This window comes from Rubrivirga sp. (genome assembly GCF_965213695.1).
Classification (GTDB): Bacteria; Bacteroidota; Rhodothermia; order Rhodothermales; family Rubricoccaceae; genus Rubrivirga.
On the sequence record NZ_OZ243912.1, the window covers coordinates 2,517,546 to 2,542,098 of the forward strand.

At 71.8% G+C, this 24,553-nt stretch carries 22 protein-coding genes; 12 read left to right on the plus strand and 10 right to left on the minus strand.

Annotation, left to right across the window (positions count from 1 at the left end):
• The first annotated feature begins 173 nt into the window (after window positions 1–173).
• The 3 genes from ACOOHE_RS11115 (at window position 174) to ACOOHE_RS11125 (ending at window position 1,249) form a co-directional block, all read left to right on the plus strand.
• A complete protein-coding gene (locus ACOOHE_RS11115) occupies window positions 174–371 on the plus strand; it encodes a hypothetical protein (RefSeq protein WP_420454149.1) in 198 nt (65 codons plus the stop codon).
• Window positions 368–622, plus strand: coding sequence for a type II toxin-antitoxin system RelE family toxin (locus ACOOHE_RS11120; protein ID WP_420454150.1), 255 nt, complete (start codon window positions 368–370; stop codon window positions 620–622). Before ACOOHE_RS11115 ends, ACOOHE_RS11120 begins: the two co-directional genes overlap by 4 nt.
• A gap of 216 nt (window positions 623–838) precedes the next feature.
• Window positions 839–1,249: a hypothetical protein gene (locus ACOOHE_RS11125; RefSeq protein ID WP_420454151.1), complete on the plus strand. Its 411-nt coding sequence runs from the start codon at window positions 839–841 to the stop codon at window positions 1,247–1,249.
• A 143-nt stretch (window positions 1,250–1,392) separates the two neighbouring features.
• Here ACOOHE_RS11125 and ACOOHE_RS11130 read toward each other — a convergent pair whose 3' ends face one another.
• Window positions 1,393–2,409: an IS110 family transposase gene (locus ACOOHE_RS11130; protein WP_420454152.1), complete on the minus strand. Its 1,017-nt coding sequence runs from the start codon at window positions 2,407–2,409 to the stop codon at window positions 1,393–1,395.
• Between the two features lie 360 nt (window positions 2,410–2,769).
• Between ACOOHE_RS11130 and ACOOHE_RS11135 the strand changes: the two genes are divergently transcribed.
• Window positions 2,770–3,249 carry a hypothetical protein gene (locus ACOOHE_RS11135; protein ID WP_420454153.1) on the plus strand — a complete coding sequence of 160 codons (480 nt, stop codon included), beginning with the start codon at window positions 2,770–2,772 and terminating at the stop codon, window positions 3,247–3,249.
• Window positions 3,236–3,430: a hypothetical protein gene (locus tag ACOOHE_RS11140; protein WP_420454154.1), complete on the plus strand. Its 195-nt coding sequence runs from the start codon at window positions 3,236–3,238 to the stop codon at window positions 3,428–3,430. Before ACOOHE_RS11135 ends, ACOOHE_RS11140 begins: the two co-directional genes overlap by 14 nt.
• 150 nt (window positions 3,431–3,580) lie before the next feature.
• Here the strand turns inward: ACOOHE_RS11140 and ACOOHE_RS11145 are convergent, their stop codons facing one another.
• The 4 genes from ACOOHE_RS11145 to ACOOHE_RS11160 form a co-directional block, all read right to left on the minus strand.
• Window positions 3,581–4,123: an SPOR domain-containing protein gene (locus tag ACOOHE_RS11145; protein ID WP_420454155.1), complete on the minus strand. Its 543-nt coding sequence runs from the start codon at window positions 4,121–4,123 to the stop codon at window positions 3,581–3,583.
• A 4-nt stretch (window positions 4,124–4,127) separates the two neighbouring features.
• Window positions 4,128–4,784: a deoxyribose-phosphate aldolase gene (gene deoC / locus ACOOHE_RS11150; RefSeq protein WP_420457621.1), complete on the minus strand. Its 657-nt coding sequence runs from the start codon at window positions 4,782–4,784 to the stop codon at window positions 4,128–4,130.
• Between the two features lie 266 nt (window positions 4,785–5,050).
• A complete protein-coding gene (locus ACOOHE_RS11155; RefSeq protein WP_420454156.1) occupies window positions 5,051–6,448 on the minus strand; it encodes a sigma-54-dependent transcriptional regulator in 1,398 nt (465 codons plus the stop codon).
• A gap of 318 nt (window positions 6,449–6,766) precedes the next feature.
• A complete protein-coding gene (locus ACOOHE_RS11160) occupies window positions 6,767–7,702 on the minus strand; it encodes a diacylglycerol/lipid kinase family protein (RefSeq protein WP_420454157.1) in 936 nt (311 codons plus the stop codon).
• Between the two features lie 34 nt (window positions 7,703–7,736).
• On the opposite strand from ACOOHE_RS11160, the gene ACOOHE_RS11165 reads away from it, so the two are divergent.
• From ACOOHE_RS11165 to ACOOHE_RS11190, 6 genes are all read left to right on the plus strand, one after another.
• Window positions 7,737–8,621 (plus strand): ABC transporter substrate-binding protein, encoded by an 885-nt coding sequence (locus tag ACOOHE_RS11165; RefSeq protein WP_420454158.1) that lies wholly within the window; start codon window positions 7,737–7,739, stop codon window positions 8,619–8,621.
• A 117-nt stretch (window positions 8,622–8,738) separates the two neighbouring features.
• Entirely contained in the window at window positions 8,739–9,743 is a 1,005-nt protein-coding gene (locus tag ACOOHE_RS11170; RefSeq protein ID WP_420454159.1) for a FecCD family ABC transporter permease, read from the plus strand.
• 202 nt (window positions 9,744–9,945) lie between these two features.
• The gene (locus tag ACOOHE_RS11175) at window positions 9,946–10,800 is read left to right on the plus strand and encodes a HipA family kinase (RefSeq protein WP_420454160.1); all 855 of its coding nucleotides are present in this window, start codon (window positions 9,946–9,948) and stop codon (window positions 10,798–10,800) included.
• A 30-nt stretch (window positions 10,801–10,830) separates the two neighbouring features.
• Window positions 10,831–11,253 (plus strand): DUF3037 domain-containing protein, encoded by a 423-nt coding sequence (locus ACOOHE_RS11180; RefSeq protein WP_420454161.1) that lies wholly within the window; start codon window positions 10,831–10,833, stop codon window positions 11,251–11,253.
• A complete protein-coding gene (locus tag ACOOHE_RS11185) occupies window positions 11,246–12,094 on the plus strand; it encodes a hypothetical protein (RefSeq protein ID WP_420454162.1) in 849 nt (282 codons plus the stop codon). The genes ACOOHE_RS11180 and ACOOHE_RS11185 overlap by 8 nt, the downstream gene beginning before the upstream one ends.
• Before the next feature lie 508 nt (window positions 12,095–12,602).
• Window positions 12,603–13,469, plus strand: a complete 867-nt coding sequence (locus ACOOHE_RS11190; RefSeq protein WP_420454163.1) for an endonuclease/exonuclease/phosphatase family protein — start codon at window positions 12,603–12,605, stop codon at window positions 13,467–13,469.
• A gap of 584 nt (window positions 13,470–14,053) precedes the next feature.
• Here the strand turns inward: ACOOHE_RS11190 and ACOOHE_RS11195 are convergent.
• From ACOOHE_RS11195 to ACOOHE_RS11210, 4 genes are all read right to left on the minus strand, one after another.
• Complete coding sequence (locus ACOOHE_RS11195; protein WP_420454164.1) at window positions 14,054–15,316, minus strand: Glu/Leu/Phe/Val family dehydrogenase; 1,263 nt, start codon at window positions 15,314–15,316, stop codon at window positions 14,054–14,056.
• Between the two features lie 248 nt (window positions 15,317–15,564).
• Window positions 15,565–18,258 carry an alpha-amylase family glycosyl hydrolase gene (locus ACOOHE_RS11200; RefSeq protein WP_420454165.1) on the minus strand — a complete coding sequence of 898 codons (2,694 nt, stop codon included), beginning with the start codon at window positions 18,256–18,258 and terminating at the stop codon, window positions 15,565–15,567.
• Between the two features lie 179 nt (window positions 18,259–18,437).
• Complete coding sequence (gene serA, locus ACOOHE_RS11205) at window positions 18,438–19,670, minus strand: phosphoglycerate dehydrogenase (protein WP_420454166.1); 1,233 nt, start codon at window positions 19,668–19,670, stop codon at window positions 18,438–18,440.
• A gap of 114 nt (window positions 19,671–19,784) precedes the next feature.
• Window positions 19,785–22,154 (minus strand): ATP-dependent helicase, encoded by a 2,370-nt coding sequence (locus tag ACOOHE_RS11210; protein ID WP_420454167.1) that lies wholly within the window; start codon window positions 22,152–22,154, stop codon window positions 19,785–19,787.
• A 376-nt stretch (window positions 22,155–22,530) separates the two neighbouring features.
• Here ACOOHE_RS11210 and ACOOHE_RS11215 point away from each other — a divergent pair, with 376 nt between their 5' ends.
• A complete protein-coding gene (locus ACOOHE_RS11215; RefSeq protein WP_420457622.1) occupies window positions 22,531–22,908 on the plus strand; it encodes a hypothetical protein in 378 nt (125 codons plus the stop codon).
• A gap of 71 nt (window positions 22,909–22,979) precedes the next feature.
• Here the strand turns inward: ACOOHE_RS11215 and ACOOHE_RS11220 are convergent, their stop codons facing one another.
• Window positions 22,980–24,338, minus strand: a complete 1,359-nt coding sequence (locus ACOOHE_RS11220) for a carboxypeptidase-like regulatory domain-containing protein (RefSeq protein WP_420454168.1) — start codon at window positions 24,336–24,338, stop codon at window positions 22,980–22,982.
• Between the last annotated feature and the right edge of the window lie 215 nt (window positions 24,339–24,553).

Here is a 24,553-nt window from a genome sequence, read left to right on the forward strand (position 1 = left end):
CGACGTGAAGCGCCAGCGTTCTCGGCCGTCCGTAGCTTCGGCGTCTCCGTCGCTTCGATCAGACGCCGTGCCTTTAGCTTCACGCGGCTGAGCGTCCATCTGTTCTACTGCCCTGAGAACACAGCGGCCGTTCGGTACGTTGCTTTCCTTCGTCCCGCAGTCCAGAGCCAGCCATGAGCGTCCAAGAACTCGAAGCCGCCGTCACGCAATTGGAGCCGAGCGAACTCGCTCGGTTCGCGAAGTGGTTCGAGGACTACCAGGCCGACGAGTGGGACCGCCAGTTCGAGGCCGACGTCGCCGCTGGCCGTCTCGATGCACTCGGCCGGCGGGCCGACGAGGACTTCGAGGCGGGGCGGGCGACGGCCCTTTGAACCACTTCGCCACGCCGTCTTTCTGGTCGGCCTACCGCGCGCTACCGGGCGAGGTCCAGAGCGTTGCCGATAAGAACTTCGACCTCTTGAAGAACAACCCTCGCCACCCGTCGCTGAGGTTGAAGAAGGTCGGCGCGTTCTGGTCGGCTCGCGTCGGCAGGAACCACCGTGCGGTCGCGCGTGACCGAAGCGAAGGGCTGGTCTGGTTCTGGATCGGACCGCACGCCCAGTACGACCGCCTGATCGGGTGAGCGCAGCGCCGGGACAGTAGAACCCACCGCTGCAGGCCGACGAAGGGCGTCAGCGTTCTTGCGTTGGGTGGGACGGCGGCGCATCTTGCGCTCTGATCCACCGCCCCGCCCTCAGCCCTCGGCGGCTGAGCGTCCATCTGTTCTACCGCGCGGTGCTCGACTCGAACTCGCTCACGGTCGAGGCTACCCGAACTGCCACAACCCTTCGCACCTGAGGTGACGGAAGCGCTGCCCCACTCCACCGAGTTGCCCTTCCGCAGGCGCTACGAAGTGCTGGTCGTCGCGAGCTTTCTGCTCGCGACAGCCCAAGGCGCGCTCCAACTCGCGCCGTCACTCGAAGTCAATGGGGCGGCCATCGCGCTGACGAAGCTCTTCGTCTCTCCGGTGCTGTCGCTAGTGATCGTCCTCCTGGTGTCGAGGCTGCGCAGCCGCGTCGCGGGGATCATCTTCCTCGTGTCACTAACCTTGGCGCTGGGGCTGGCGGTGCTAGACATCATCGAGGGCTACGCGGCCAACCTGCCCTTCGTCGTCGGCGCCGGGAGTATCGTCCTCGACTGCTTCGCCGCGTGGATCGTGCTCGGCTGGTTCCGGCACGGGCGACTCGGGCCGCAGCCGCGAGCGGCATAGCCTACGGCCGCTGTTGGAGTCGGCCGCCAGCGCGGCGTTCCTGACTGATCAGTCGCACTCCGATCTATCGTGCTCGCGGGTGGGGCGCGGTAGAACCCGCCGCTGCAGGCCGATCGCTATGACGATGTCAAGCCTCGGGGCTGCTAAATCGTAGGCCGCGTGCTCACGTGCCCGCCCTCGTACGGCTCCCCGTCCCGGAGCACCGCCGCCGCGACGCGCAGCAGCTTGTTCGACACGTTGTTGAGCACGAGCCGACCGCTCTTCCCCTCGGCCGTCTTCCGCCGGGAGTACGCCGGGTGCGGCGACCCGTCGATGGACACGGGCCGCATCGAGGCCAAGTAGAGCGGCTTCCGGATCGCCGACGGCCCGTCCCCCCGGCTCCGCGGCTTCCGCCGCACGCTCGACCCGCTCTCGAAGTCGAGCGGGCAGATCCCGAGCCACGCCGACGCCTGCTCCGGGCGGAGCGGTCGCGAGAACCCGCCCGTCGCCACGCAGAGGTGGGACGCGAGCAGGTGGCCCACGCCCGGCACGCTCACCAAGAGCGCCACGGCCGGGCCGATCGTCGGGTGCGAGGACACGAGCCGCTTGACCTCCCGGTCGATCTCGATGATCCGCGCCTTGAGGTAGTCGACCGCGTCGTCGGCGATCCGGATAGCCAGCGGTGTCTGGACCGCCTTCCGCGCCAGCATCCGCCGCGCATTGAGCTTCGCCGTCCGCTCCCGCGTGAGTTGCTCGCGCGTGGTCAGGAGCGTCTGGACCTGCTCGACGACGGCGTCGGCGGGCGCCCACGGCCGGAGCTCGTCGAGGAACCGGGCGGCGTAGTCGGCGATCCGGGCCGCGTCGAGCGCGTCGGTCTTGGCCCCGGCGACGGGCATGGCCCGGCGGACCCTCGCCGCGTCCTCCACGACGACGCGGAAGCCGCGGTCGTGGAGCCAGTAGCACAGCGCCTCGCCGTAGACGCCGGTCGACTCCAAGCACACCCGCGCCTGATCGGGCGCCACGGCGTGCTCAGCGAGCCACGCCGCGAGGGCGGCGAACCCGTCGGGGTCGTTGGCAACGGCGAGCGGCTTGGCGGCCGTCTGGCCGGGTCCGCGGGTGAGGGCGACGGCGAGCGTCTCGGAGGCGACGTCGATGCCGACGTAGAACTGAGGGGTGTCCATCTCTCTGGGGGCCGTCCGAGCCCGGGTCCGAGAGTGACCGCGTCCATTACGGCAGGCGTCACGTCGAGCGTGAGCTGCGCATCGCTATCTGGTCTTGCTCGGGCCGGCGCCGGGCCTGGATCGGCCTCTGGGCTCGCTCGGGAGAGCGGCTCCGACAAAGGGCGTAGGCTTGGTCGACGCCGGGGCTCGGGGTACCCTGAAAGTCTAATGGACGAAGGGCGCCAGCGTTTTCGGGTTCGCCGAGGCCTCAGCGTCCCCGTAGCTTCGGCCCACCATCAGCGCCTCAGCCCCTCGCGGCTGAGCGGTTCACTGTTACACCGCCTCGCGCTGTGCCGCATCGGGCCGCCGTAGATTCTCGGCATGAAGCTCCAGCGCGTCTACACCGACACCTCCGTCATCGGCGGCTGCTTCGACGCCGAGTTCGCCAAGTGGTCGAACGCGCTCGTCCGTGACTACCAGTTCGAACGGCTCCGCCTCGTGCTCTCCGACGTAGTAGCGCTCGAAGTGGTCGGAGCGCCGGAGCAGGGGCGGGAGAAGTACGCCGAACTCCTGGCGTACCGGCCCGAGGTGCTCACGACCTCACCGGAAGCGATCGAGTTGGCTGCCCGTTACCAAGCGCGCGGTATCCTGACGCCGAAGTACGCCACCGACGGCCTCCACATCGCGCTGGCGACCGTAGCCGGGGTGGACGTACTGGTGAGCTGGAACTTTCGCCACATCGTCCACTTCGACAAGATCCGCCTGTTCAACGCGGTGAACCTCGAAGCAGGCTACAAACCGATCAGCATCCACTCGCCGCGCGAAGTGACGACCGACCCAGAGACCGATGAAGACTCCTGAGCAACCGCCGATCAAGGCCGTTGAGCTTGTCCGGCGCATCCGGGACGGCCACGCCGAGCGACTGGCGGGGAAGACGTTGGAGGAGCGGCTGGCGTTCTACCACGAGGAAGGCGGCAAAGCGCAAGCGGAGTTGGAGCGCCTGTCGCGGCAGAGACGGGACGCTCGGCAAACGGCGGTGTAACCCGCCGCTGCAGGCCGACACGGGGCGCCAGCGTTTCCGGCTCGTCCGGGCGCTGGCGCTTCCGTAGCTTCGTGGACACATCCTGCCGTCTGCCCCGTGCGGCTGAGCGTCTTACTGTTATGCGAATTCGCTCCACCAGTCGGCGCGGACTTACCGCATCACCGTGACCACGTCCGGCACCAGGAACGCCTCGGGGTACTCGCGGCGGACGAGCGCCAGCGCGGCCTCGGCCTCCTCGCGCGTCGCGAAGCCCCCCATCCGGACGCGGTAGTAGGGCTGGAGGTAGACCACCATCGCCTCCATCGACCCCGACCCGCCGGACCGCTGCCACCACCGGGCCGCCTCCCCGCGGACGCGCTCGGCGGCGTCGCGGCTGGCGCTCGAGAAGATCTGGACCCGGAACCCCTCGACCTGCTGAGCGACGGGCTCCTGCGGCGGCGGCGCGGGCGCCCCGCCCTGGTCCGGCACCCGGACGCGGCCGGCCATCACGTCCGCCGGCACGTCGTGGACGATGGTCGTCGAGGCGGGCGGCTCGGCGTCCAGGCCCGAGGGGTCGAACGTCTCGTAGGCCGGATAGGTGGCCTCGGGCGTCTCGGGAACGTCGGGGCCGGGGTCGGGCGCGGCCGGGCCCAGGCCGGAGCACGCCGAGAGCGAGAGGGCCGCGACGACCGCGACGAGGGACGAGAACCGCATGGCGCTAGTAGGAGGCGTCGGAGGTGAGCCCCTTCAAAATAGCGACGCCCGCGCTCGCGCCAAGGCGGGTGGCCCCGGCCTCGACCATCGCGTAGGCGTCCTCCGCCGAGCGGACCCCGCCCGACGCCTTGACGCCCATCGACTCGCCCACTACGCGCCGCATGAGGGCTACGTCTTGGGGGCTCGCGCCCGACGACGCGAACCCGGTCGAGGTCTTGACGAAGTCGGCCCGGGCGTTCTGGGCGAGCACGCAGGCGATCACCTTCTCCTCGTCCGTCAGCAGCGCCGTCTCCAGGATCACCTTGACCGTCCGCCCCTGCGCCGCTTGGACGACGGCCCGGATGTCGGCCTCGACGTCGGCGTAGCGCTCGCTCTTCAACAGCGCGATGGCCAAGACCATGTCGATCTCGTCGGCCCCGTCGGCGACGGCCTGCTCGGTCTCGAACGCCTTGACGGCCGTCCGATTCGCCCCGTGCGGGAAGCCGACGACGGTGCAGACCAGCGACGTGGCCCCGGCCAGCTCGGTCGCGGCGGTCGGCACCCAGACGGGGCTGACGCAGACCGACGCGAAGCAAAACTCCCGCGCTTCGGCGCACAGCTCGCGGATCTGGGCCTCGGTCGTGTCCGGCTTCAGGACGGTGTGGTCGATGAGCCGGGCCAGCGGGGGCGCAAGCGCGCAGGCGTCGGCCGGGCCGGTCGCGTCGGCGCGCAAGCCGAACCGGGCGGCGCCGGCCCCGATCATCCGTTCGAGCGCCGTCGAGAGGTCGGCCGGGCGGTCGGCGCCGTCGCCGGACGGGCGCGAGGTCAGGCGCTCGGCGAGCGCGGCCTTCTGCTGGTCGGTCATGGCTTCGCGGTACGTGGTACAGGGTACGAGGTACGGGAGGCCGGTACCCTGTACCACGTACCCCGTACCCTCGCGCAGCGAGATCAGGCCGTCATCTCCTCGACTTCCTCGTCCAGGTTGTAGCGCTTGCGCTTTTCCCACAGCGTCTTTTTCGAAATGCCCAAGAGCTTGGCCACGTCGGCGTAGGACGAGTTCCGGTTGTTGGCGAGGGTGTGCTTGATGTACTCGTATTCGAGCTCTTCGAGCGAGGCGCTGGCGCGGAACCGGAACGTGTCGGCGTCGGACGCCGCGCCGTCGAACAGGTCGGTCTGGAGCAGGACCAGGTCGCTCGCGTCGAGCGTCGGCGTCTTGGCGAAGATCAGGGCCCGCTCCAGGACGTTGCGGAGCTCGCGGACGTTGCCGGGCCACGAGTGGCCGACGAGCTTCTCCCGAGCGGCCTCGGTGAACCCGTCGAACGGCTTCCCGAACTCGTCGGCGAACCCGGCGGCCACCTTCTCGGCGATGGCGAGCGCGTCGGTCCCCATCCGGCGGAGCGGCGGGAGCTCGAGTGAGACCACGTTGATCCGGAACAGCAGGTCCTTGCGGAACTCCTTCTCGGCCACCTTCTCTTGCAGGTTCGCGTTCGTCGCGCAGACGATCCGCGTGGTCACCTTGATCTCGTCGGTCCCGCCGAGTCGCCGGAAGTGGCGGCTCTCCAAAAACGACAGGAGCTTCGACTGGAGCCCGAGCGACATCGAGTCGATCTCGTCCAAAAACAGCGTCCCACCGTCGGCCACTTCGAGCAGGCCGGGCTTGGCCGCGCGGGCGTCGGTGAACGCGCCCTTCTCGTAGCCGAACAGCTCGGACTCCAAGAGGTTGTCCGGCAGCGCGGCGCAGTTGATCTCCATGAACCGGCCGGCCGCCCATTTCGAGGCGTAGTGGAGCGTCTGGGCGACCAGGTTCTTGCCCGTCCCGGTCTCGCCGCGGACGAGCACGGTCGTGTTGGGGATGTCCTTGAGCGTCTCGATCGTGTCGCGGACCTCCTGGACCTCGGCGCTCGTCCCGATGATGCGCCCGACCGAGTGCTGCTTTTTCCGCGTCTGCTTGATCTCCTGGAGCTCCTTCTTGTCGCCGTACAGGTCGAGCGCCTTGGCGAGCAGCGCCCGCATCTCCTCCAGGTTGACCGGCTTCTGGAGGTAGTGGAACGCGCCCAGCCGCATGGCCTCGACGGCCGTCTGGACCGACGAGTGGGCCGTCATGACGATGACGGGGATCGTCAGGCCGCGCTCGCGCAAGGCCTCGATGAGCTCCATCCCCGAGATGTCGGGCATCATCAAGTCGGTCAGGACCAGGTCCGGGGCCTGCCCGTCGTCGATGGCCTCCAGGAGCGGCTCGGCCGAGGTGAACCCGGTCGAGGCGTAGCCGTCGCGGGAGAGGACCTTGGCGAACAGCTCGCCGATCTTGGGGTCGTCGTCGACGACGTAAATGCGCTGCTGGCTCATGTCCGGGAGAAAGCGAGGAGGCCAGGTGAGGGGCGTCCATGGTACGAAACGTAACGGGTGCGCGCCTCCCAATCCGCGCCTCCGCGCGGGGCGAGCGTCCGCGTAGGCGCTCCCCCGTTTGTTGGCCGGTCGCGAGCTTCCAGGCCGACACGCTGTCTCCCTCGCACGGACTGTCGTTTTGTTTAGGAGTCTGACTTGTTCCGCAGAACGTAGCAGCCCCACCTCTCACGAGGGGACCGTCCGAGCGCCCGCTGAGCGGAGCGATGGGCGCCCGGACGGGGGGAGCAGGGAGCGCCGAGCCGCCGGCCTCTCTTCGGATCAAGCCGGGGTCGCCAGGCCCGGGGCCACCACCCGGAGCGCGGCGGGCCGGACCTCGACCCGGACCTCGGCCGCGTCGTACGCCAGCACCTCCCCGTCGGCCTGGAGCCCGACGCCGCCGCCGGCCTGGACGGCGAGCACCAACGTCGTGGCCCGGCCCATCGTCACCTCGGGCTCGGTCACGTGGCCCCCGTCGAACGTCCGGGGGAGCAGCCGGAGCGCCCGGCCCGGCCGGACGTGGCGGACGAGGCACACGTCGAGCACGCCGTCGTCCAAGACGGCGTCCGGCGTCATCCGAAACCCGCCACCAATCGACGGGCCGTTGCCAACCTCGCACAGGAACAGCGAGCCGTCGTGCGCCAACCCGGACCCGCCCGAGGTCGTGACGCGGACGCGGAGCGACGGCCGGCGCCACGCCCACAGCGTCCGGACGACGGCGACGAGGTAGGCCGCCCGGCCCCCGATCCACTTGGTCTCGGACGCCAGCGCCGCCGCGTGGGCGTCGAACCCGATCCCCAGGGCGTTGGCGAACCGCCGCTCGTGCGTTCCCCCCGCCGTGTCGGTCCAACAGACGTGCCCGACGTCGGCCCGGTGCCGCGCGCCGGTGAGCTGGCGGCAGGCCGTGGCGAGGTCGGGCGACATGCCGAGGGCGCCGACGTAGTCGTTGCCGGTCCCGAGCGGGAGCACGGCCAGCGTCCCGTCCGTCCCGCACAGCCCGTTGACGGCTTCGTGGACGGTCCCGTCGCCGCCGGCCACCACGACGAGTCCGCCAGCCTCCCCGTAGCACCGCGCGAGTCGCTCGGCGTCGCCGGGGCCCGTCGTCTCGACGACCTCGGCCTCGACGCCGGCCTCGGCGAGATGGGACGCGAGCACGCTGCGGAGCCGAGCGTTGCGGCCCCCGCGCGCGGCGGGGTTGAGGAGGACGTGAGCCGTCATGCCCGGGTAACTTACCCGCCGCCTCCCGACCGCCATGCCCCGCTGTCTCGTCCTGCTCGTCGGCGCCCTCGCGTGGGCCGGGTGCGCGGCCGACGCGCCGTCGCCGGTCCGCGACGACCTGGGGCGGGCGGTCGCGCTCGACGGCACGGCGACGGTCCTGGGGCTCGCGCCGAACCTGACGGAGCTGGTGGCGACCGCGGCGGGCACGGACCGGCTGGCCGGCGTCGGTGTGAGCGACGACTTCCCACCCGGCATCGATGGGTTGCCGCGCGTCCAGATGCTGCCGCTCGACACCGAGGCCGTCGTCGCGCTCGACCCCGACCTCGCCTTTGGCTCCGACGACGTCAACACGGCCGACGCCGCCGACGCCCTGGGCGCGCTCGGCGTCCCGACCTACCTGTTCCGCTTCGACGAGGTCGCCGACGTCCCGCGCGCGCTCCGCACGCTCGACACGCTGCTGGCCTCGACCGGCGGCGCACGCGCCGCGGCCGACTTCGAGCGCCGCGTGGCCGCCGTCCAGTCGGCCGTCCAGCCGTTCTCGCCGCCCCGTGTGTTGCTCCTCGTGGGCGACGAGACGTTGTACGCCTTCGGCCGCGACTCGTACGCCAGCGAGCTGGTCCGGCTGGCCGGCGGAGACAACCTGACGGACGTGTACGATGGCGCGGCGGCCCAGCCCAGCGACGAGGTCGTGCTCGAGATGGCGCCCGAGGTCATCGTCGTCCTGGCCGGGCCCGACTACGACCCGGCCCGGCTGCTCGAGCGGCACCCGACGTTCTTCTCGCTCCCGGCCGTCCAGAACGGCCGCGTCTACGGGCTCGACCCCGACCTGGTGAGCCGCCCCGGCCCCCGGCTGGTCGAGGGGCTGGAGCGGCTGGCGCGGCTCCTCCACCCCGAGGCGTTCGCCGCGGGCGCGGCCTAGTTGTCGGGGCCATCGCCGATGGAGCCAACGACGTCCCCTCTCCCCCCGGGAGAGGGTCAGGGTGAGGGGCCGGGAAGACGACTCGGCTCGACGACGCCGTCTGCACGTCCCTCACGGGTGGGACGGCCCGCTCTGCTCGCGCTCGGGCTGGCGCTGGCGACCGGGCTCGCCGTCGCCGCGAGCCTGGCCTGGGGCAGCGCCGACCTCGGGCCGGCCCGCGTCTGGGCTGCCTTGCTCGGAGAAGGCTCGGCGACGGACCAGACCATCGTGTGGTCGCTGCGCGTGCCGCGCGTCGTGCTGGCGCTGGCCGTCGGCGGGGGGCTGGCGGTCGTGGGCGTGGCGATGCAGGCGCTGGTGCGGAACCCCCTCGCCGAGCCGTACCTCCTGGGCGCGTCGTCGGGCGCGAGCGCCGGGGCGGCCCTGTTCTACCTCGGCTTCCTGCCGGCCGTGGTCTCCCGCACGGTCTCGATGCCGGTCGCGGCCACGGCCGGCGCCTGGCTCGCCGTCGCCGCCGTGTTCGCCGCCGCGAGGCGCGGCCCGACGCTGTCGACGACGCGGCTGCTGCTGGCCGGCGTCGCGATGTCGGCCCTGCTCGGGTCGTTGACAGCGTTCGTGACCTACGCCAGCCCGGAGCCCGACAAGCTGCGGGCGGTCCTGTTTTGGCTGCTCGGGTCGCTGTCGCGGGCCCGGTGGGAGACGGCGCTGCTGCCGCTGGCCGTGTCGCTGGCGTCCCTCGCCGCGCTGTGGGCGCTGGCCCGCCCGCTCGATTTGTTGTCGACGGGCGAGGAGCCGGCGGCGGCGCTGGGCGTGCCGGTCGAGGCGCTGAAGCGGGCGCTCGTCGCGCTGGCGGCCGTGGCGACCGGCGTGCTGGTGGCGTCGGCCGGGGTGATCGGGTTCGTCGGGCTGATCGTGCCCCACGCGGTCCGCCTGGTGGCGGGGGCGACGCACCGACGGCTGGTGCCGTTGGCGTTCGTCGGCGGCGCGCTGTTCCTCTTGCTGGCCGACCTCGCCGCGCGGACGGTGCTGCCCGGCCAGGAGGTCCCGGTCGGCGTGCTGACGGCGATCTGCGGGGTCCCGTTTTTCCTGGCGCTGCTCCGGCGGTTCGGCTCGGGGCTGGCGTAGCGGGGTTCGGGGTTCGGGGTTCGGGGTTCGGGGTTCGGGGTTCGGCCAGGACGGCTCCGCGAGAGCTCCGGCGGCCGAGAGCCACGGGGCCACAAGTCCTCTCCGTGACCGACGCCACCTCGACCTCGCTCGCGGCCGAACCCTGAACCGAGAACCCTGAACCACCTTCGGAACCCCCCGTGGCCACCGGGGTCCCCGGGCCATGCCGCTCGCCACGCACGCCGCGCTCCGCTACGTCACGCCGCTCCGCGAGGGCGGGTCGCTGCCCGCGCTCGTCGAGACCGACGGAGGGCTGTTCGTCGTCAAGTTCCGGGGGGCCGGGCAGGGCGCCCGCGCGCTCGTCGCCGAGCTGATCGTCGGCGGGCTGGCCCGGCGGCTGGGTTTGCCGCTGCCCGAGGTCGCCGTCGTGGACCTCTCGCCCGACTTCGGACGGGCCGAGCCGGACCCCGAGATCCAGGACATCCTGCGCGGGAGCGCCGGGCCGAACGTGGGCCTGGGGTTCGTGCCGGGCGCGTTCGCCTACGAGCCCAGCGCCCACGCCGACCTGGTCGACCCCGACCTCGCCGCCGACGTCGTCTGGCTCGACGCGCTCACGACCAACATCGACCGGACGGCCCGGAACCCGAACCTGTTGGTCGCCCGGTCCGAGTCGGACACAGGGAAAGGGCCCCGGTTGTGGCTTATCGACCACGGCGCGGCCCTCTACTTCCACCACAACTGGGCCGCCGTCGACGCCGACCGCGCCCGGGCCCCGTTCGCGCCGATCCGCGACCACGTGCTGCTGCCGGTCGCCGGGCCCGTCGAGGCCGCCGACGCCCGGCTCGCCCCGCGCCTGGACGACGCGGCCGTCGCCGCCGTCCTCGCCGACGTCCCGGACGCGCTGCTGATGGACGCGCCCGACGGCCGCCAACCGCCGTTCGACTCCGCCGACGCGACTCGCGAGGCGTACGCCGACTTTTTCCGCCAGCGCCTCGGCGGGCCTCGGCGGTGGGCCGAGGACGCCGCCCGCGCCCAGGCCGAGCGGCCCGACGCCTCGCCCCTCGCCTACCGGCGCTGACCGGCCCGTCCCTTCCTCCCCCCTCCCCGCGTGCCCGCCTTCGACTACGCCCTGGTGCGCGCCGTCTGGGTGCCGACCGGCGACGCCGTGACGGTCGGCGTGGTCGTGCAGTGCCGGCAGGCCCGGTTCCTCGACGCCCGCCTCACCGACGGCGCCGACGCCGCCCGACGGCTCGGTGTCGACGCCGACCTGCTCGCGCGGGCGCTCGAGGCCGTCCGCCGGGTCGTCGCCGGGGGGCCGGAGGCGGGGCCCGTCGGGCGTCTGCCGGCCTCGGAACGGTTCCACTTTTTGACCGCGACTCGCTCGACGGCGTTGCAGCCGTCGCCCGTCCGCACCGGCGTCACCGACGACCCCGAGGCCGCGCTCGACCGGATCGCCGGGGACGTGCTCGGGCCGGTTCCGCCAGGAGATCGCACGCCGTCTGGAACCCGACGGCCCGGGTCCGGTGTCTAGCCGCCGCCTCCCCTCCCCCCTGTCCGTGTTCGACGACGACGCCTTCGACGACTCCCCCGCCGACCTCGACCCCGAGGTGGTCGCCGCCCTCGACGGCGCCGCCGCCGAGGCGTTCGCGACCCGGAAGGCGCGGCTGGCCCGCGTCCTCGTCGAAGGCGAGACGGGCGTCCAGTACGAGCCGCTGGCACTCTTCGCCGAGCCCCTGTTCTCGCTCTACGAGCTCGACGCCGCCGACGCCTTCCGCCTGCGGTCCGAGCCCGACGCCGTCGCCGACGACACGGTCGCGCTGCTCGAAACGGCCCGCGTCCTGTGGGCCTTCTTCTCGCTCCCGCCCTCGGACCGGGCCCACCGCCGCTCGGCGCTCGCGGCCCAGCTCGTCGGCGAGGACCCGAGCGAGGAGGACTGGATGGGGCTCGACGGGCTCTTGGAGACGGTCGAGATCCACTGGCAGGCCATGCTCCCCGAGGAGATCGAGATGGCCCAGGACACCGGCCACCCGGTCCTGGCCTTCGACGACCTCCTCCACCACCCGGCGTTCCGCGTCGGGCCCGAGGAGGAGGACGCCTCGCACGCCGGGTTCGGGCCCGACGCCCTGTCGGAGACCGAGGCCCGTGCCCGGTTCGCCCAGCCGCTCCTGGAGTCGCCCGAGGTGATGACGGACCCCGACGCCTTCGAGGCCGCCCTCGCCCTCGCCGACGACTACTGGGACCTCGCCCGCGCCGGCGGCGACCCCGACGCCTTCGCCCGGGGCCACCCCGCCGGCGACCGCGAGCGGGTGGCCGACGAGGCCCGGCGGATGGTGGCCCGGTTCCGCGAGCTGTTCCCCGAGCACGCGGCGTAGCGCGGCGAACCCGTCGGCGACGGCGGGGGTCCCGCTTGCGACGGCGTGCCCTCCGAGCCTAGTGCCGTGACACGTTGGTCGAGAGCGGGCCCCCTGGTCGTCCGCCCCTCGCTCCGCTCAGCGGGCGGACGACCTGTCCCCCTTGGAGGGCAGGGTCGCTAAGTTCTCGGGCGCGAGTCATATTCCTACATAAAACAATAGTCATCCCCGCGAAGGCGGGGATCCATACGGGGCCGCTCGCCGAACACAATGGCCGCATGGATTCCCGCGTGCGCGGGAATGACGACTGTGATTTGGTTGCTATCGACAGAACTTAGCAGCCCTGCCCTTGGAGGGGGACAGCTCCTGCGGAGCGAAGCGGTGGCAGCCGGACCGGAGGGCGGAGCGGTCTCGCGTTGCCTGACCGGCGGCGTATCCTGCGCTCGGATCCACTCGGCAGCCGCCGGCGACGGAGCCCGCCTGCGCTTGGAATGTCGACGCCCACGCCGGCTCTCCCTCCCTACCGACAATGCCCCGCCTGGTCCTGCTGATCGTCTTCCTCGCCGGGTGCCAGTCGTCCCGAGTCGCGCCCGAGGACGCCCCGGCCACCTTGCGCGTGGTGAGCGCGAACGTCCGCCTCGACGTCGCCTCCGACGGCGACGACGCCTGGCCGCTCCGCCGCGACGCCGTGGCCCGCGTCCTCGCCGACGCCGACCTGGTGGGCGTCCAGGAGGCGACGCCGACCATCCTGGCCGACCTCGACGCCCGGCTCCCCGGCTTCGCCCGGATCGGGGTCGGCCGCGACGCCGACGGCGGCGGCGAGGCCAGCGCGATCTACTACCGGACCGACCGGCTCGTGCTCGCCGACGACGGGACGTTCTGGCTGTCCGAGACGCCCGACGTGCCGGGGAGCCAGTCGTGGGACGCCGCGCTGCCCCGGATCGCGACGTGGGGACGGTTCCGCGACCGCGCGACCGGCGCCGAGCTCGTCCACCTCAACACCCACTTCGACCACGTCGGCGAGGAAGCCCGGCGCCAGGCGGCCCGGCTCATCGCCGCCCGACTCCCGGGCCTGGCCGACGGCGGCGCGGCCGTCGTCACGGGCGACCTCAACGCGACGCCCGACTCGGAGCCGGTCACGACCCTCGTCGACGGGCTCGGGCTCGACGACGCCCGGCTCGCGTCGGCCACGCCCGCGGAGGGCCCCGCGCGGACGTGGAACGGGTTCGGCCAGGCGACCGACGACCGGCGGATCGACTACGTGTTCGTCCTCTCCCCCGCCCGCGTCCTCGCCTTCCGGACCATCGACGCCACCATCGGCGACGTGATGGGGACGGACAACGGCCGCGAGCTCTCGGACCACTACTTCGTCGAGGCCACGGTCGCCCCGGAGTAGGCGACTGGGGTTCGGGGTGGAGCCGGGGCGAGCGCACACCCCTCCGCGGCCCCCCGTCCGGGCGCCCATCGCTCGGCTCAGCGGGCGCTCAGACGGTCCCCCTTGAAGGGCAAGGCTGCTACGTCCTGTCGATAGCAACCAACGGACAGTCGTCATTCCCGAGCACGCGGGAATCCATGCGCCCCTCGTGTCCGGCGGGCGGCACCGTCGGGCGGCACCGTACAGGTCCCCGCCTTCGCGGGGATGACTGCCGTTTTGTGTAGGAATACGACTCGCGCCTGATACGGAGTCGGAGAGTTCGCTGTGCATGGGTGCCCCTCCCGATTCCCCCTCACCCTGTCCCTCTCCCTCGGGGAGAGGGGACCTCGTAGGAGAAGTGCATGGCTTTCTCCGCGATCCCGTATGAGAACGTAGCAGCCCTACCCTCGGAGGGGGACAGCTTCCCGACCTGGGAGCGGAGCAGGGGGCCTTTCAGGCGACACCGAGGTCGCAGTCTAGCGTGCGGTTGCCCGCGGTTGCCCTGGGAGGTTGGACGGGGAAGAGAGGAAAGATCCGCGAGCCCCCCTCCGCCCCCGGCTGCGGCGCTACAGCGCGCCGCGGAGCTTCTCGGCGGTGACCACACGGCCGATGGCGAGCGCGAACGCGGCCTCGCGCATCGTCGAGCCCAGCGCCTCCTGCTTCTCGGCCACGTCGCGGTAGGCCTTGAGGAGGATCCGCTCGAGCCGGTCGTTGACGTCGGCCTCGCTCCAGCGGTACTGCTGGAAGTTCTGGCTCCACTCGAAGTAGCTCACGATGACGCCGCCCGCGTTCGCCAGGATGTCGGGCACGACGATCACGCCGCGGTCGTTGAGCGCGGCGTCGGCCCGGGGCGTCACGGGGAGGTTGGCGCCCTCGACGACCAAGCGGGCCTGGACCGAGTCCACGTTGTCCGAGTGGATGGCGGCCTCGATGGCGGCCGGGACCAGCACGTCGCAGTCGACGCCCATAAAGTCGTCGGCCGAGACGGCGTCGGCGCCGTCGTAGCCGCGGAGCGTCCGGTCGCCGCCCTCGCGGCGGACGTGGGCGACGGCCCCCTCCAAATCGATGCCCTCGGCCCGGTGGTACCCGCCGGTGTGGTCGCTGATGGCGACGACGGTCGCCCCGCGCTCGGCCAAGAGCAGCGCCGCGTTCATCCCGACGTTGCCGAAGCCCTGGACGGCGATGCGCAAGTCGGCCGGGGCCTTGCCGAGGTGGTCCTTGGCCGCCGCGAGCGTGATGAGCATCACGCCGCGCCCGGTCGCCTGCTCGCGGCCGGGGCTCCCGCCGAGCTCGAGCGGCTTGCCGGTCACGACGGCCGGGTTGTAGCCGTGCTGGCGGCCGTACTGGTCCACGATCCAGGCCATCGTCTGGGCGTTCGTGCCCATGTCGGGCGCCGGGACGTCGCGGTTCGGCCCGAGGATCAGGTGGATCCGGCTGATGTAGCGCCGGGTCACGTGCTCGAGCTCGCGGTCGGTCAGGTCCGGCGGGTTCACGTTGACGCCGCCCTTGCCACCCCCGAACGGGATGTCGACGAGCGCCGTCTTGTAGGTCATCGTCTCGGCCAGCGCCTTGACCTCCTGCTCGTCGACGAGGGACGAGAACCGGATGCCGCCCTTGAACGGGCCCCGAGCCCCGTTGTGCTGGATGCGGTAGCCGCTGAACGTCGTGAACGAGCCGTCGTCGCGGTAGAGCGGGACCTCGACCTTCATCTCGCGGAACGGCGTCCGGACGAGCGTCCGCCACTCGGGGGTCAGGTCGATGAGGTCGGCGGCGCGCTCGAAGTTGCGGGAGGCGATCTCGTAGGCCGAGACCTTGGGGACGTTGGACATGGGGAGCCGGGATGGGAGGCGAGAAGATCGGAAGGGCTTCCGGGACGGGCTACCCCCGCGCGCGGTTTCTTCCAGGGAACGACGGCGGACCGTGGACGACAGACCGCCGACCTCGCTTGCGCAGCACGTCTGGCGAGTTGGGCGTGTTCGATGCGTGATTCGTGATGCGTGACTCCGCGCGTGAGGGTCACGGAGTCACGCATCGGAACCAAAGGAGAGCGACCCGCCGAGGGCTCAGTGTCGAGGCGCTACCGCCGGATCCAGATGCGGACGCCCTTGGGCGGAACGGGCTCGGCCATCGCGGCGGGGTGGCGGGCCTGAACCGAGTCCCCGGCGGGGTCCGCCAGCCCCCCGTCCTCGTCGGCGACCGCGACGAGCCGCCAGTCGGCGGGGGGTACGTCCGGGCGGAAGCGGGCCGGGCCGTCGCCCGGGTTGAGCAGCACCAGCACCCGGTCGCCGACGACGTAGCCGAGCGCCGTGTCCGAGTCCGACGCCACCTCGCGGACCCAGCCCTCGGGCACCGCCTCCCCCACGCGGAACACGTCGCCTGCGTCGCTGGCGCGGAGCGCGAGCAGGCCCCGCCACCAGGCCAGCATCGCCGCGTGGTCGACAGGTCCGTCCGTATTGCCGACCGTCTCCCAGCGGAAGGCGTTGGCCGCGCGCAAGTTGTAGGTGTCGCCCCGGCCCTTGATGTAGATCGGCGCCAGCGGCATCGCGTCCAACCGGAGCTCGCCGCCGATGGCGTCGGGCAACGGCGCGAGCCCCTTCGACCGGGCGATCTCGGTCCCGCCGTGCATCACGACCGGGCCGAGCGAGGTGAGCAGCAACGTCGCTGCGATCCGCATCTCAGCCGCCCTCACGCCTTGGCGGCCGTCCCACGCGCAGTCGCCGGTCTGGCACATCGAAAAACGGTCCGCCAGCGCCCAGTTGTCGTGGATGTCGAGGTAGTTGATGCCGGCGGTCGGCGTCGGCTCCTCGAGGTACCGGTTGGCGACGCCCTGGAGCGCGGCGTCGCGCATGTCGGGGTCGCCGCCCGCGAAGCCGCGGCTCGACGGCGCCGGCGTCGGGTCGTCCAGGGGCGAGCCCTTGAAGGCGTTCCGGGCCTCGTCCTGGAAAAAGGTGATCGGGCTGTCGGCCTTGTACCAGTCCCACGACGGGTTGGCCTCGTAGTCCGGGTCGTTCGACGCGATCCAGGGCTCGCCGTAGATCAGCACGTCGTCGCCCAGCTCGGCCTGGAGCCAGCGCAGCGTCTGCTCGTCGGTCTGGCCCGCCAGGTCGATCCGGAAGCCGTCGATGCCGAACACGTCGACGAGGTGGCGAAGCTGGTCCAACAGCCAGCGCTGAACGAAGGGCCGGTTCTCCGACTTGACCTCGTTGCCGAACGCGCCGATGTGGTTCCCGTCGTCGTCCAGGCGGTAGTAGTACCACTTGTCGATGCCGTTGAACGTGAACAGCCGCTCGTCGCCCTCCATGTTCTCGCCGGTGTGGTTGAACACGACGTCGACCACGACGGCGAGTCCGCGCCGGTGGAGCGCCGTGACGAGTTCGGCCAACCGCTGGCGCTCCTGGCCCGGCTCGTCGCCGGCCGAGCGGAACCGGGACTCGATGGCGAAGGCGTGCGTCGTCCGGTAGCCCCACTGGTAGTTCTCGTCGGCGACGCCCTGCGCTTGCATGAACGGGTCGGCGGCGAAGGCGGCCCGCCACTCGGCGTCCGGGTAGTGCAAGAACTCCTGGACCGGCATCAGGTGGACCGTGTTGACGCCGAGCTGTTCGAGGTAGTCCAGCCCGATGGGCTCGCCGCGCGCGTTCGTCAGCCCCGGCGTCGCGAACCCTTCGAGCGGCCCGACGCCCTCGGCCAGCGGCAGCTCGTCGGTAAAGTCCTGGAGGTGGACCTCGTAGGCCACGACGTCCTCCATCGCGGGACGCCCGCCGGCCACCTCGCGCTCGACGATGAGCCGGTCGCGCCAGACACGGGCGCGGCCCCACGAGTCGTCCGAGACGAGCGCGTACGGGTCGGAGACGGTCTCGCCGGTCTGGTTGAAGAACGCCGAGCCCGGTCCGTCCGGCCCGTAGACTTGGTAGTCGTACCACGTCCGGTCGAGGTCGGCCGGCTCGTAGTGCTCCCACACACCGTCGGCATCACGGGTGAGGGACCGATAACCGGTGGCCTCCCCCGTCCGGTCGGCGTAGAGGACGAGGCGGACCGAGTCGGCGCGGGGGGCGAACAGGCGGAACGTGGTCTCGCCGGCACGGACGGCCGCCCCGAGCGGCTTGTCGCTGGCGAGGTCGCGCCACAGCCCGTCGAAGCGCGCCCGCGCCCGGAGCGTGCCTGCCTCGGTGTCGACCTCGACGTGGTGGACCTGGGCCGGGTCGAGCGGCAACGTCGTGACGAGCGCCGTCTGAGCCTCGTGCGGCGTGACGAGCGTGACCGTCGCCGGCTCGCCGTCCCACCGCGTCACGCGGTACGCCTCAGCCCGGAGCGGACGGGCCGCGCCCTCAACGCGGACCCAGAGGGCCCGGTCGCTCCTCACCTCGGCCACCAGCCGCGCGGCGACCTCGCCGAACCGGTAGACCAAGTTGCCGCCGGCTTGGTTCGGCGCGTCGGCCGGCGGGTCGAGCCAGCGGCCGTCGGCCCGGAACTTGAAGGGGACGGCCGGGCCGAGCCCGACGTCGCTGGGGTCCGCCAGAGTGAGCGTCCACACGTCGCCGTGCTGGACCAGCGCCCAGTCGGGGTCGGCGTCGTCGGTGCTCCAGCCGCGGAACGGGCCGGTGACGGAGACCTGGGCCGGCGGGTCGATCCCGTACGCGACCGGGTCGAAGACGAACGTCGCGTCGTCGTCGGCGAGGGCGTAGCCGGCGAGCCGGTCGGCGGCCGTGGGTTGGGCGACGGCCACCGGGAGGGCGAGGGCAGCAAGGAGCACGAGGAACGCGAAGCGATGCATGGGCGAGGGTCGGTGGCCGGTCGGAAGACAACGGGGGTGGCCTTGGCGCAAGTCCCCCTCCTTGTCATCCTGAGCGGAGGCCCGCTCCCGGGTCGGAGTCGAAGGATGACAAAGGTGGGGAGGGTCGCTGCGCGAGTCGCCGAACGTAGCTGGCGGTCGCACCGCCAACGTGGGGCAGGTCAGTACAGCACCCGCGTGCGGATGGTGCCCTCGACCTGGCGGAGCGCCGACAGCGCCTCGTCGGATGCCTCGGAGTCGACGTCGGTCACGACGTAGCCCAGCCCGCCGCGCGTCTGGAGAAACTGGGCGTCGACGTTGACGCCGATGTCCGAGAACACCCGGTTGACGGCGGCCATCACGCCGGGCACGTTCCGGTGGACGTGCAAGATCCGGTGGCACGTCGGGTGCGGCGGCAACGCGACCTCGGGGAAGTTGACCGACGTCATCGTGCTCCCGTTGTCGCTGTAGCGGACGAGCTTGCCGGCCACCTCGGCCCCGATGTTCTGCTGGGCCTCGACCGTCGACCCGCCGATGTGCGGCGTCAGGAGGGCCCGGTCGACGCCTTGGAGCGGCGTCTCGAACCGCTCGTCGTTCGCCCGCGGCTCGACGGGGTACACGTCGACGGCGGCCCCGGCCAGCAGCCCGCCGTCGAGCGCCGCCGCGAGCGCCGTCAGGTCCACGACCGACCCGCGCGAGGCGTTGATGAGCACGGCGTCCCCCTTCATCAGCGCGATCTGGGACTCGCCGAAGAGCCCCTGGGTCTGGGGCGTGTCCGGGACGTGGAGCGTGACGACGTCGGACCGCTTCAGGATGTCGCCGAGCTCGGGGACCGGCTGGGCGTTGCCGAGCGGGAGCACGTCGGCCGTGTCGTGGAACAGGACGCGCATGCCGAGCCCCTCGGCCAGGACCGACAGCTGCTTCCCGATGTTGCCGTAGCCGACGATCCCCAACGTCTTGCCCCGGATCTCTCGACTCGTCCCGACGCTCTTGGCCCACTCGCCGCGGTGGGCCTTCGCGTTCTTCTCGGGCACGCCGCGCAGGAGCAGGATGGCCTCGGCGAGCACCAGCTCAGCGACCGACCGCGTGTTCGAGAACGGCGCGTTGAACACGGCGACGCCGTAGCGGCTGGCCGCCTCCAGGTCGATCTGGTTCGTCCCGATGCAGAACGCGCCGACGGCGACCAGCCGCTCGGCCGCCTCGATAGTCTCGGCCGTGAGCTGGGTCCGCGAGCGGATCCCGAGAAAGTGGACGTCACGGACGAGGTCGGGCAGGTCGGCCGCCTCGACGGTCCCCGCGTGGCGCTCGACGGTCCGGTAGCCGGCGGCCTCGAACGCCTCGACGGCGTTCTCGTGGATGCCCTCCAGCAGGAGGACCTTGATCTTGTCTTTGTCGAGGGAGGTGGCGTGGGCCATCGGGCGATGTGAGATCGGGTGAGGTCAAGGGGAGCGTCGGAGGGACACCGCCGACCGAGCCAAGTTCGCCCCGCGGCGTCCCCGTCGACCGGCCACGGCCACCGGCCCACCGGCTCACCCGACCACCTGCAACCGGGCGAACGCCAGCTTCAGCTTCTTCATCCCGACCGACGTGAAGTGGACCGTCGCCGCGGCCCGCTCGCCCGCGCCCTCGACCGCGATCACCTTGCCGTTGCCGAACGACTTGTGGTGGACCCGGACGCCGGGCACGATTTGGGCCTCGCCCTCGTCGTAGACCACCTCGCGCTCGGCCGCCGGGACGGTCTTGGTGCGCCGCCGCTTGGCCGCCTCGGCCTCGGGCCGGAGCGAGGCCTTCCAGTAGTTCGGGTCCATCTCGCCGTAGCGGCCCGCGCCGCCCTCGGTGGCCTGGAACCGGCCCGACCGCGACTCGAACCGGCCGCCCGACTCGGTCCGCAACAGGTCGTCGCCGTCGAGCTCGTCCAAGAACCGGCTGCGGACGCTCGACTGCTGGTCGCCGTAGCGGTACCGGCTCCGGGCGTAGGTCAGGTACAGCATCTCCTCGGCCCGCGTCACGCCGACGTACAAGAGCCGCCGCTCTTCTTCGAGCTCGGTCGGGTCCTGGGCGGCCTTGGCGAGCGGGAACAGCCCCTCTTCGAGCCCGGTCACGAACACGACCTTGAACTCCAACCCCTTCGAGGCGTGGAGCGTCATCAGCGTCACGCGGTTCTCGTCGTCGGAGAGCCGGTCGACGTCGGCCACGAGCGAGACCTCTTGCAGGAACTCGGAGAGCGTGCGCGGCTCGCCGGTCGGGTCGCCGCCCGCGAACTCGGCGACGGCGTTGAGCAGTTCGTGGACGTTCTCCAGCCGGACGAGCGCCTCGGGCGTGTTCTGGTCCCTCAGGTTCTGCAAGAGACCGGTCTCCTGGATCAGCTCGCGCGCCAGCTCGTCGGCCGGGGCCGTGGTCGCCTTCGAGGCGAACCGCGAGATCAAGAAGCCGAACTCCTCGACGGCCTTCGCCGCACGCGACGAGAGCCCGGCGCCCTGCGGGTCCTGGACGGCTTGCCACAGCGCGACCCGGTGCTCGGTCGCGTACTCGCGGAGTTGGTCGATGGTCTTGGCCCCGATCCCCCGCGTCGGCACGTTGATCACGCGCAGGATGGAGGCGTCGTCGCTCGGGTTGACGACGAGACGGAGGTAGGCGAGCGCGTCCTTGATCTCCTTGCGCTGGTAGAAGCTGGTCCCGCCGACCATCCGGTACGGGATCCCGCCGCGCCGCAAGGCCTCCTCGATGGAGCGGCTCTGGGCGTTCGTCCGGTACAGCACGGCCACGTCGCTCCAGCTCAGCCCGACGCGGCTGCGGACGTCGCGGATCGTCCGCTCGACCTTCTGGGCCTCGTCGCGCTCCGACAGCGCCTCCATCAGGACGACCGGGTCGCCCTCGTCGTTGTCGGTCCACAGCGTCTTGTCGAGCTGCTTCGCGTTCCCCTTGATCACGGCGTCGGCGAGCCGGACGATCTTCTGGGTCGAGCGGTAGTTCTGCTCCAGCCGGAGCTCCTGGGCGGCCGGGTAGTCCTTCTGGAACGACAGGATGTTCTGGATGTCGGCCCCGCGGAAGGCGTAGATCGACTGGGCGTCGTCGCCGACGACGCACAAGTTGTGGTGCTCGGCCGCGAGCAGCTTGGCCAGGACGTACTGGGTCCGGTTGGTATCCTGGTACTCGTCGATGTGGAGGTACCGCCAGCGGCGCTGGTAGGCCTTGAGCGTGTCGGGGTGCTGCTCGAACAGGCGGATGGGCATCCCGAGCAGGTCGTCGAAGTCCATCGCATTCGCCTGGCGGAGCGCGCGCTGGTACGGCGTGTACAGCTTCGCGGCGGCCTCGGTGAACGGGTCGCCGGCGAGCCGGGCGTACTCGTCGGGCCCGACCATCGCGTTCTTGGCGCCCGAGATCGCGTTGCGGACCGACCGCGGCGTGACCCGCTTCGGGTCGACGTTGTAGCGCGACATCATCTCCTTGATAAGCCGCTCCGAGTCGTCGGAGTCGTAGATCGTGAAGTCGCGCGAGAACCCGATGTGCTCGGCCTCGCGGCGCAGGACGCGGGCGAACACGCTGTGGAACGTCCCGATCCACATCCCCTTGGCCTCGTCGCCGACCAGCTCCATCACGCGGTTCCGCATCTCGCGGGCCGCCTTGTTGGTGAACGTGAGCGCCAGGATCTGGCTCGGCCACGCCTTTTTGGAGGCGAGGAGGTAGGCGATCCGGTGCGTCAGCGTCCGCGTCTTGCCCGAGCCGGGCCCGGCGATGATCATGACGGGGCCCTCCGTCGTCCGGGCGGCTTGGGCCTGGACCGGGTTGAGCCCGCCGAGGAGCTCCTCGGCCTCGGCGGTGTCGGTGGCCGTCGGGTCGCCGGGCGTGCCGTCGGTCGAGGCGGCGTCGAGCGGGGGGCGGAGGGCGAACGTCTTCATCGATGCGTCGGAGTCAGGTGTCGGAACCTAGCGCCGACGCTCGGAGGCCCGGAGTAAAAAGCCCCGGCGGCTGTCGCGGCGAGCGTATCCGTGGACAGGGACCCGACCTCGCCTCGCGGACCCCCCGTCCGAGCACCCATCGCTCCGCTCAAGGGCGCCCGGACTGTCCCCCTTCAAGGGCAGGGCTGCTACGTTCTGCGAGGCGAGTCAGAGTGCTAAACAGAATGACAGTCATCCCCGCGCACGCGGGAATCCATCCGGTGCTCCGTCTCGACGGGCGCCCCCCTATGGATCCCCGCGTGCGCGGGACCGCGAAGCGACGGCGCCAGCCAATGACGGCTGTTATTCGTAGGGCCGACACTACCAGCTCCACCTCCTGTACGACGAGCTGGCCGAGCGGATCGAGGAGCCCCTCGACCTGGTCGCCGAGCGGATCGTGCTCCTGGGCGGCTACGCCTACGGGAGCGTCCGGATGGCAACCCAGAACAGCATCATCGCCCCGTTTCCCGGCACCGACGCCGAGGGCGACGAGGACCCGATGAACGACCCGTCGTTCCTCACCACGCTCGCCGACCCCCAGTACGCCGACCACATCCGCGAGTCCAACACCCAGAGCGACGAGATCGGCGACCCGGGCACGACGGACCTCTACGACCAGATCACGCACATCGCCGAGCGCGGCACGTGGTTTATCGAGGGCCACCTCCAGCGCTACCACGGCGGCCTCCGCGAGCAGGGCCAGGACCCGAGCTAGGAGGAATCGGGAATCAGGGGTCAGGAATCAGAGGTCGCGCGTGGCCGATTCATGTTGTCTGAGTCCTCCGCTCAGTCGTCGTCTTGGCCCTCGACGTCGGCGCCGGGGCGGAGGCCGAAGATCGAGAACCCGATGCCCTCTTGGGGCTTGAGAAGGTCGGCCAGCTCGGCGCGGCGGATCCAGTCCGACTCGTTGGCGGCCACCTCCAGGCTGTCGAACGGGAGCGCGGCCCGGCCGGCGCGGAAGATCTCGGTCCCGGCGTAGGCCCCGCGTGGGTTCCGGTACCGCCGCCCCAGCCGCCACGCCTCGCCGCGGACGCCCGGCAGCACCACGTCGAGCAGCGTCGTCTGGCGGAAGCGGACCTGGGGCACCCGGTTGCCGGGGATGTTGACGACGACGGTCCCCTCGCGGTCGAACCGGCGCGGGAGCCACACCGAGTCGGCGAGGGCGCGGCTGGTCCAGACGGGTTCGTACGTCCAGCGGTACGTCGCGTCGAACAGGTCGACGGAGCCGCCGGGCGAGAAGTCGGACCGGAGGTCGGCCTCGGCGATGACGAACAGGGAGTCGACGACGCGGATGCGGCCGGCGACCAGGCCGCCGCGGCGCGGGATCACGGCGAGGTCGAGGTAGCGCAGGCCGTCCATTTCGACGGTTTCGCCCAGGCGGAAGGCGTAGTGGTCGAGCGCGTCGGCCCGGGTGGGCGACGGGATCGTGCGGCCGTCGAGCCAGAGCTGGTCCTCGAAGTAGAGGTCGGGCAGCGGCTCCAGGCCCGCCCAGCGGAACGGGCCGCCGTCGGGCAGCCGCCGCCGGGCGACGACCTCCTCCTGGAGCCCGGCGCCGCGCGTCCACGACAGGTTCGAGACGGCCTCGGTGAGCGAGATGGCGACCGGGCGGACGTCCGTCACGCCGTCGCGCGTGAGGAGCAGCCGCGCGTAGCCCTCGGCGGCGTAGGCCCCCAACCGGACCGCCAGCCGCTGGCGCCGCGCCAGCAGCCGCCGCCACAGCGTCTCGCCCGGCGGCTCGTCGGTGACGACGACCTCGCCCAGGGCCGTCGACATGGGCGACAGGCGGACGGTCCGGCGGACCACGCCGTTCTGCACGTCCGCGTCGGTGAGCGGCACCAGCCCGGGCGCGTAGCCGACGAACCGGACGACGACCGTCGCCGGCAGCTCGGGGAGGTCGAGCGCGAGGCGGCCTTGGGCGTCGGCGGAGGCGCCCCCCTCCCACCCCTGGACCTGGGCCGTCGCGCCCGCCAGCGGCTGCCCCGTCTCGGCGTCGACGACGCGCCCCTCGAACACGGCCACCGTCTCGACGGGCTGGGGCCTCGACTGGTCCGGCACGGCCACACCCCGGCGGACGGGCTGGGCCTGCGCGGCCACGACGAGCACGAGCGCCAGCGGCGCTAGGCGGGGGAGGACGGAGAGCCGCAACGGACGCGAGGACGGGAGGGCGCCTCAACGGTCGACTCAGATCCGTGGTGCCTTGCGCCTCGCGCCTCGTTGCCAGAACGCCTCGCCCGTGAGCCGGCCCCCCTGTCCGAGCGCCCATCGCTCCGCTCAGCGGGCGCGCGAACGGTCCCCCTTCAAAGGGCAGGGCCGCTACGTTCTTTCTTCGGCTACTCCAATACAATGAGTCATCCCCGCGC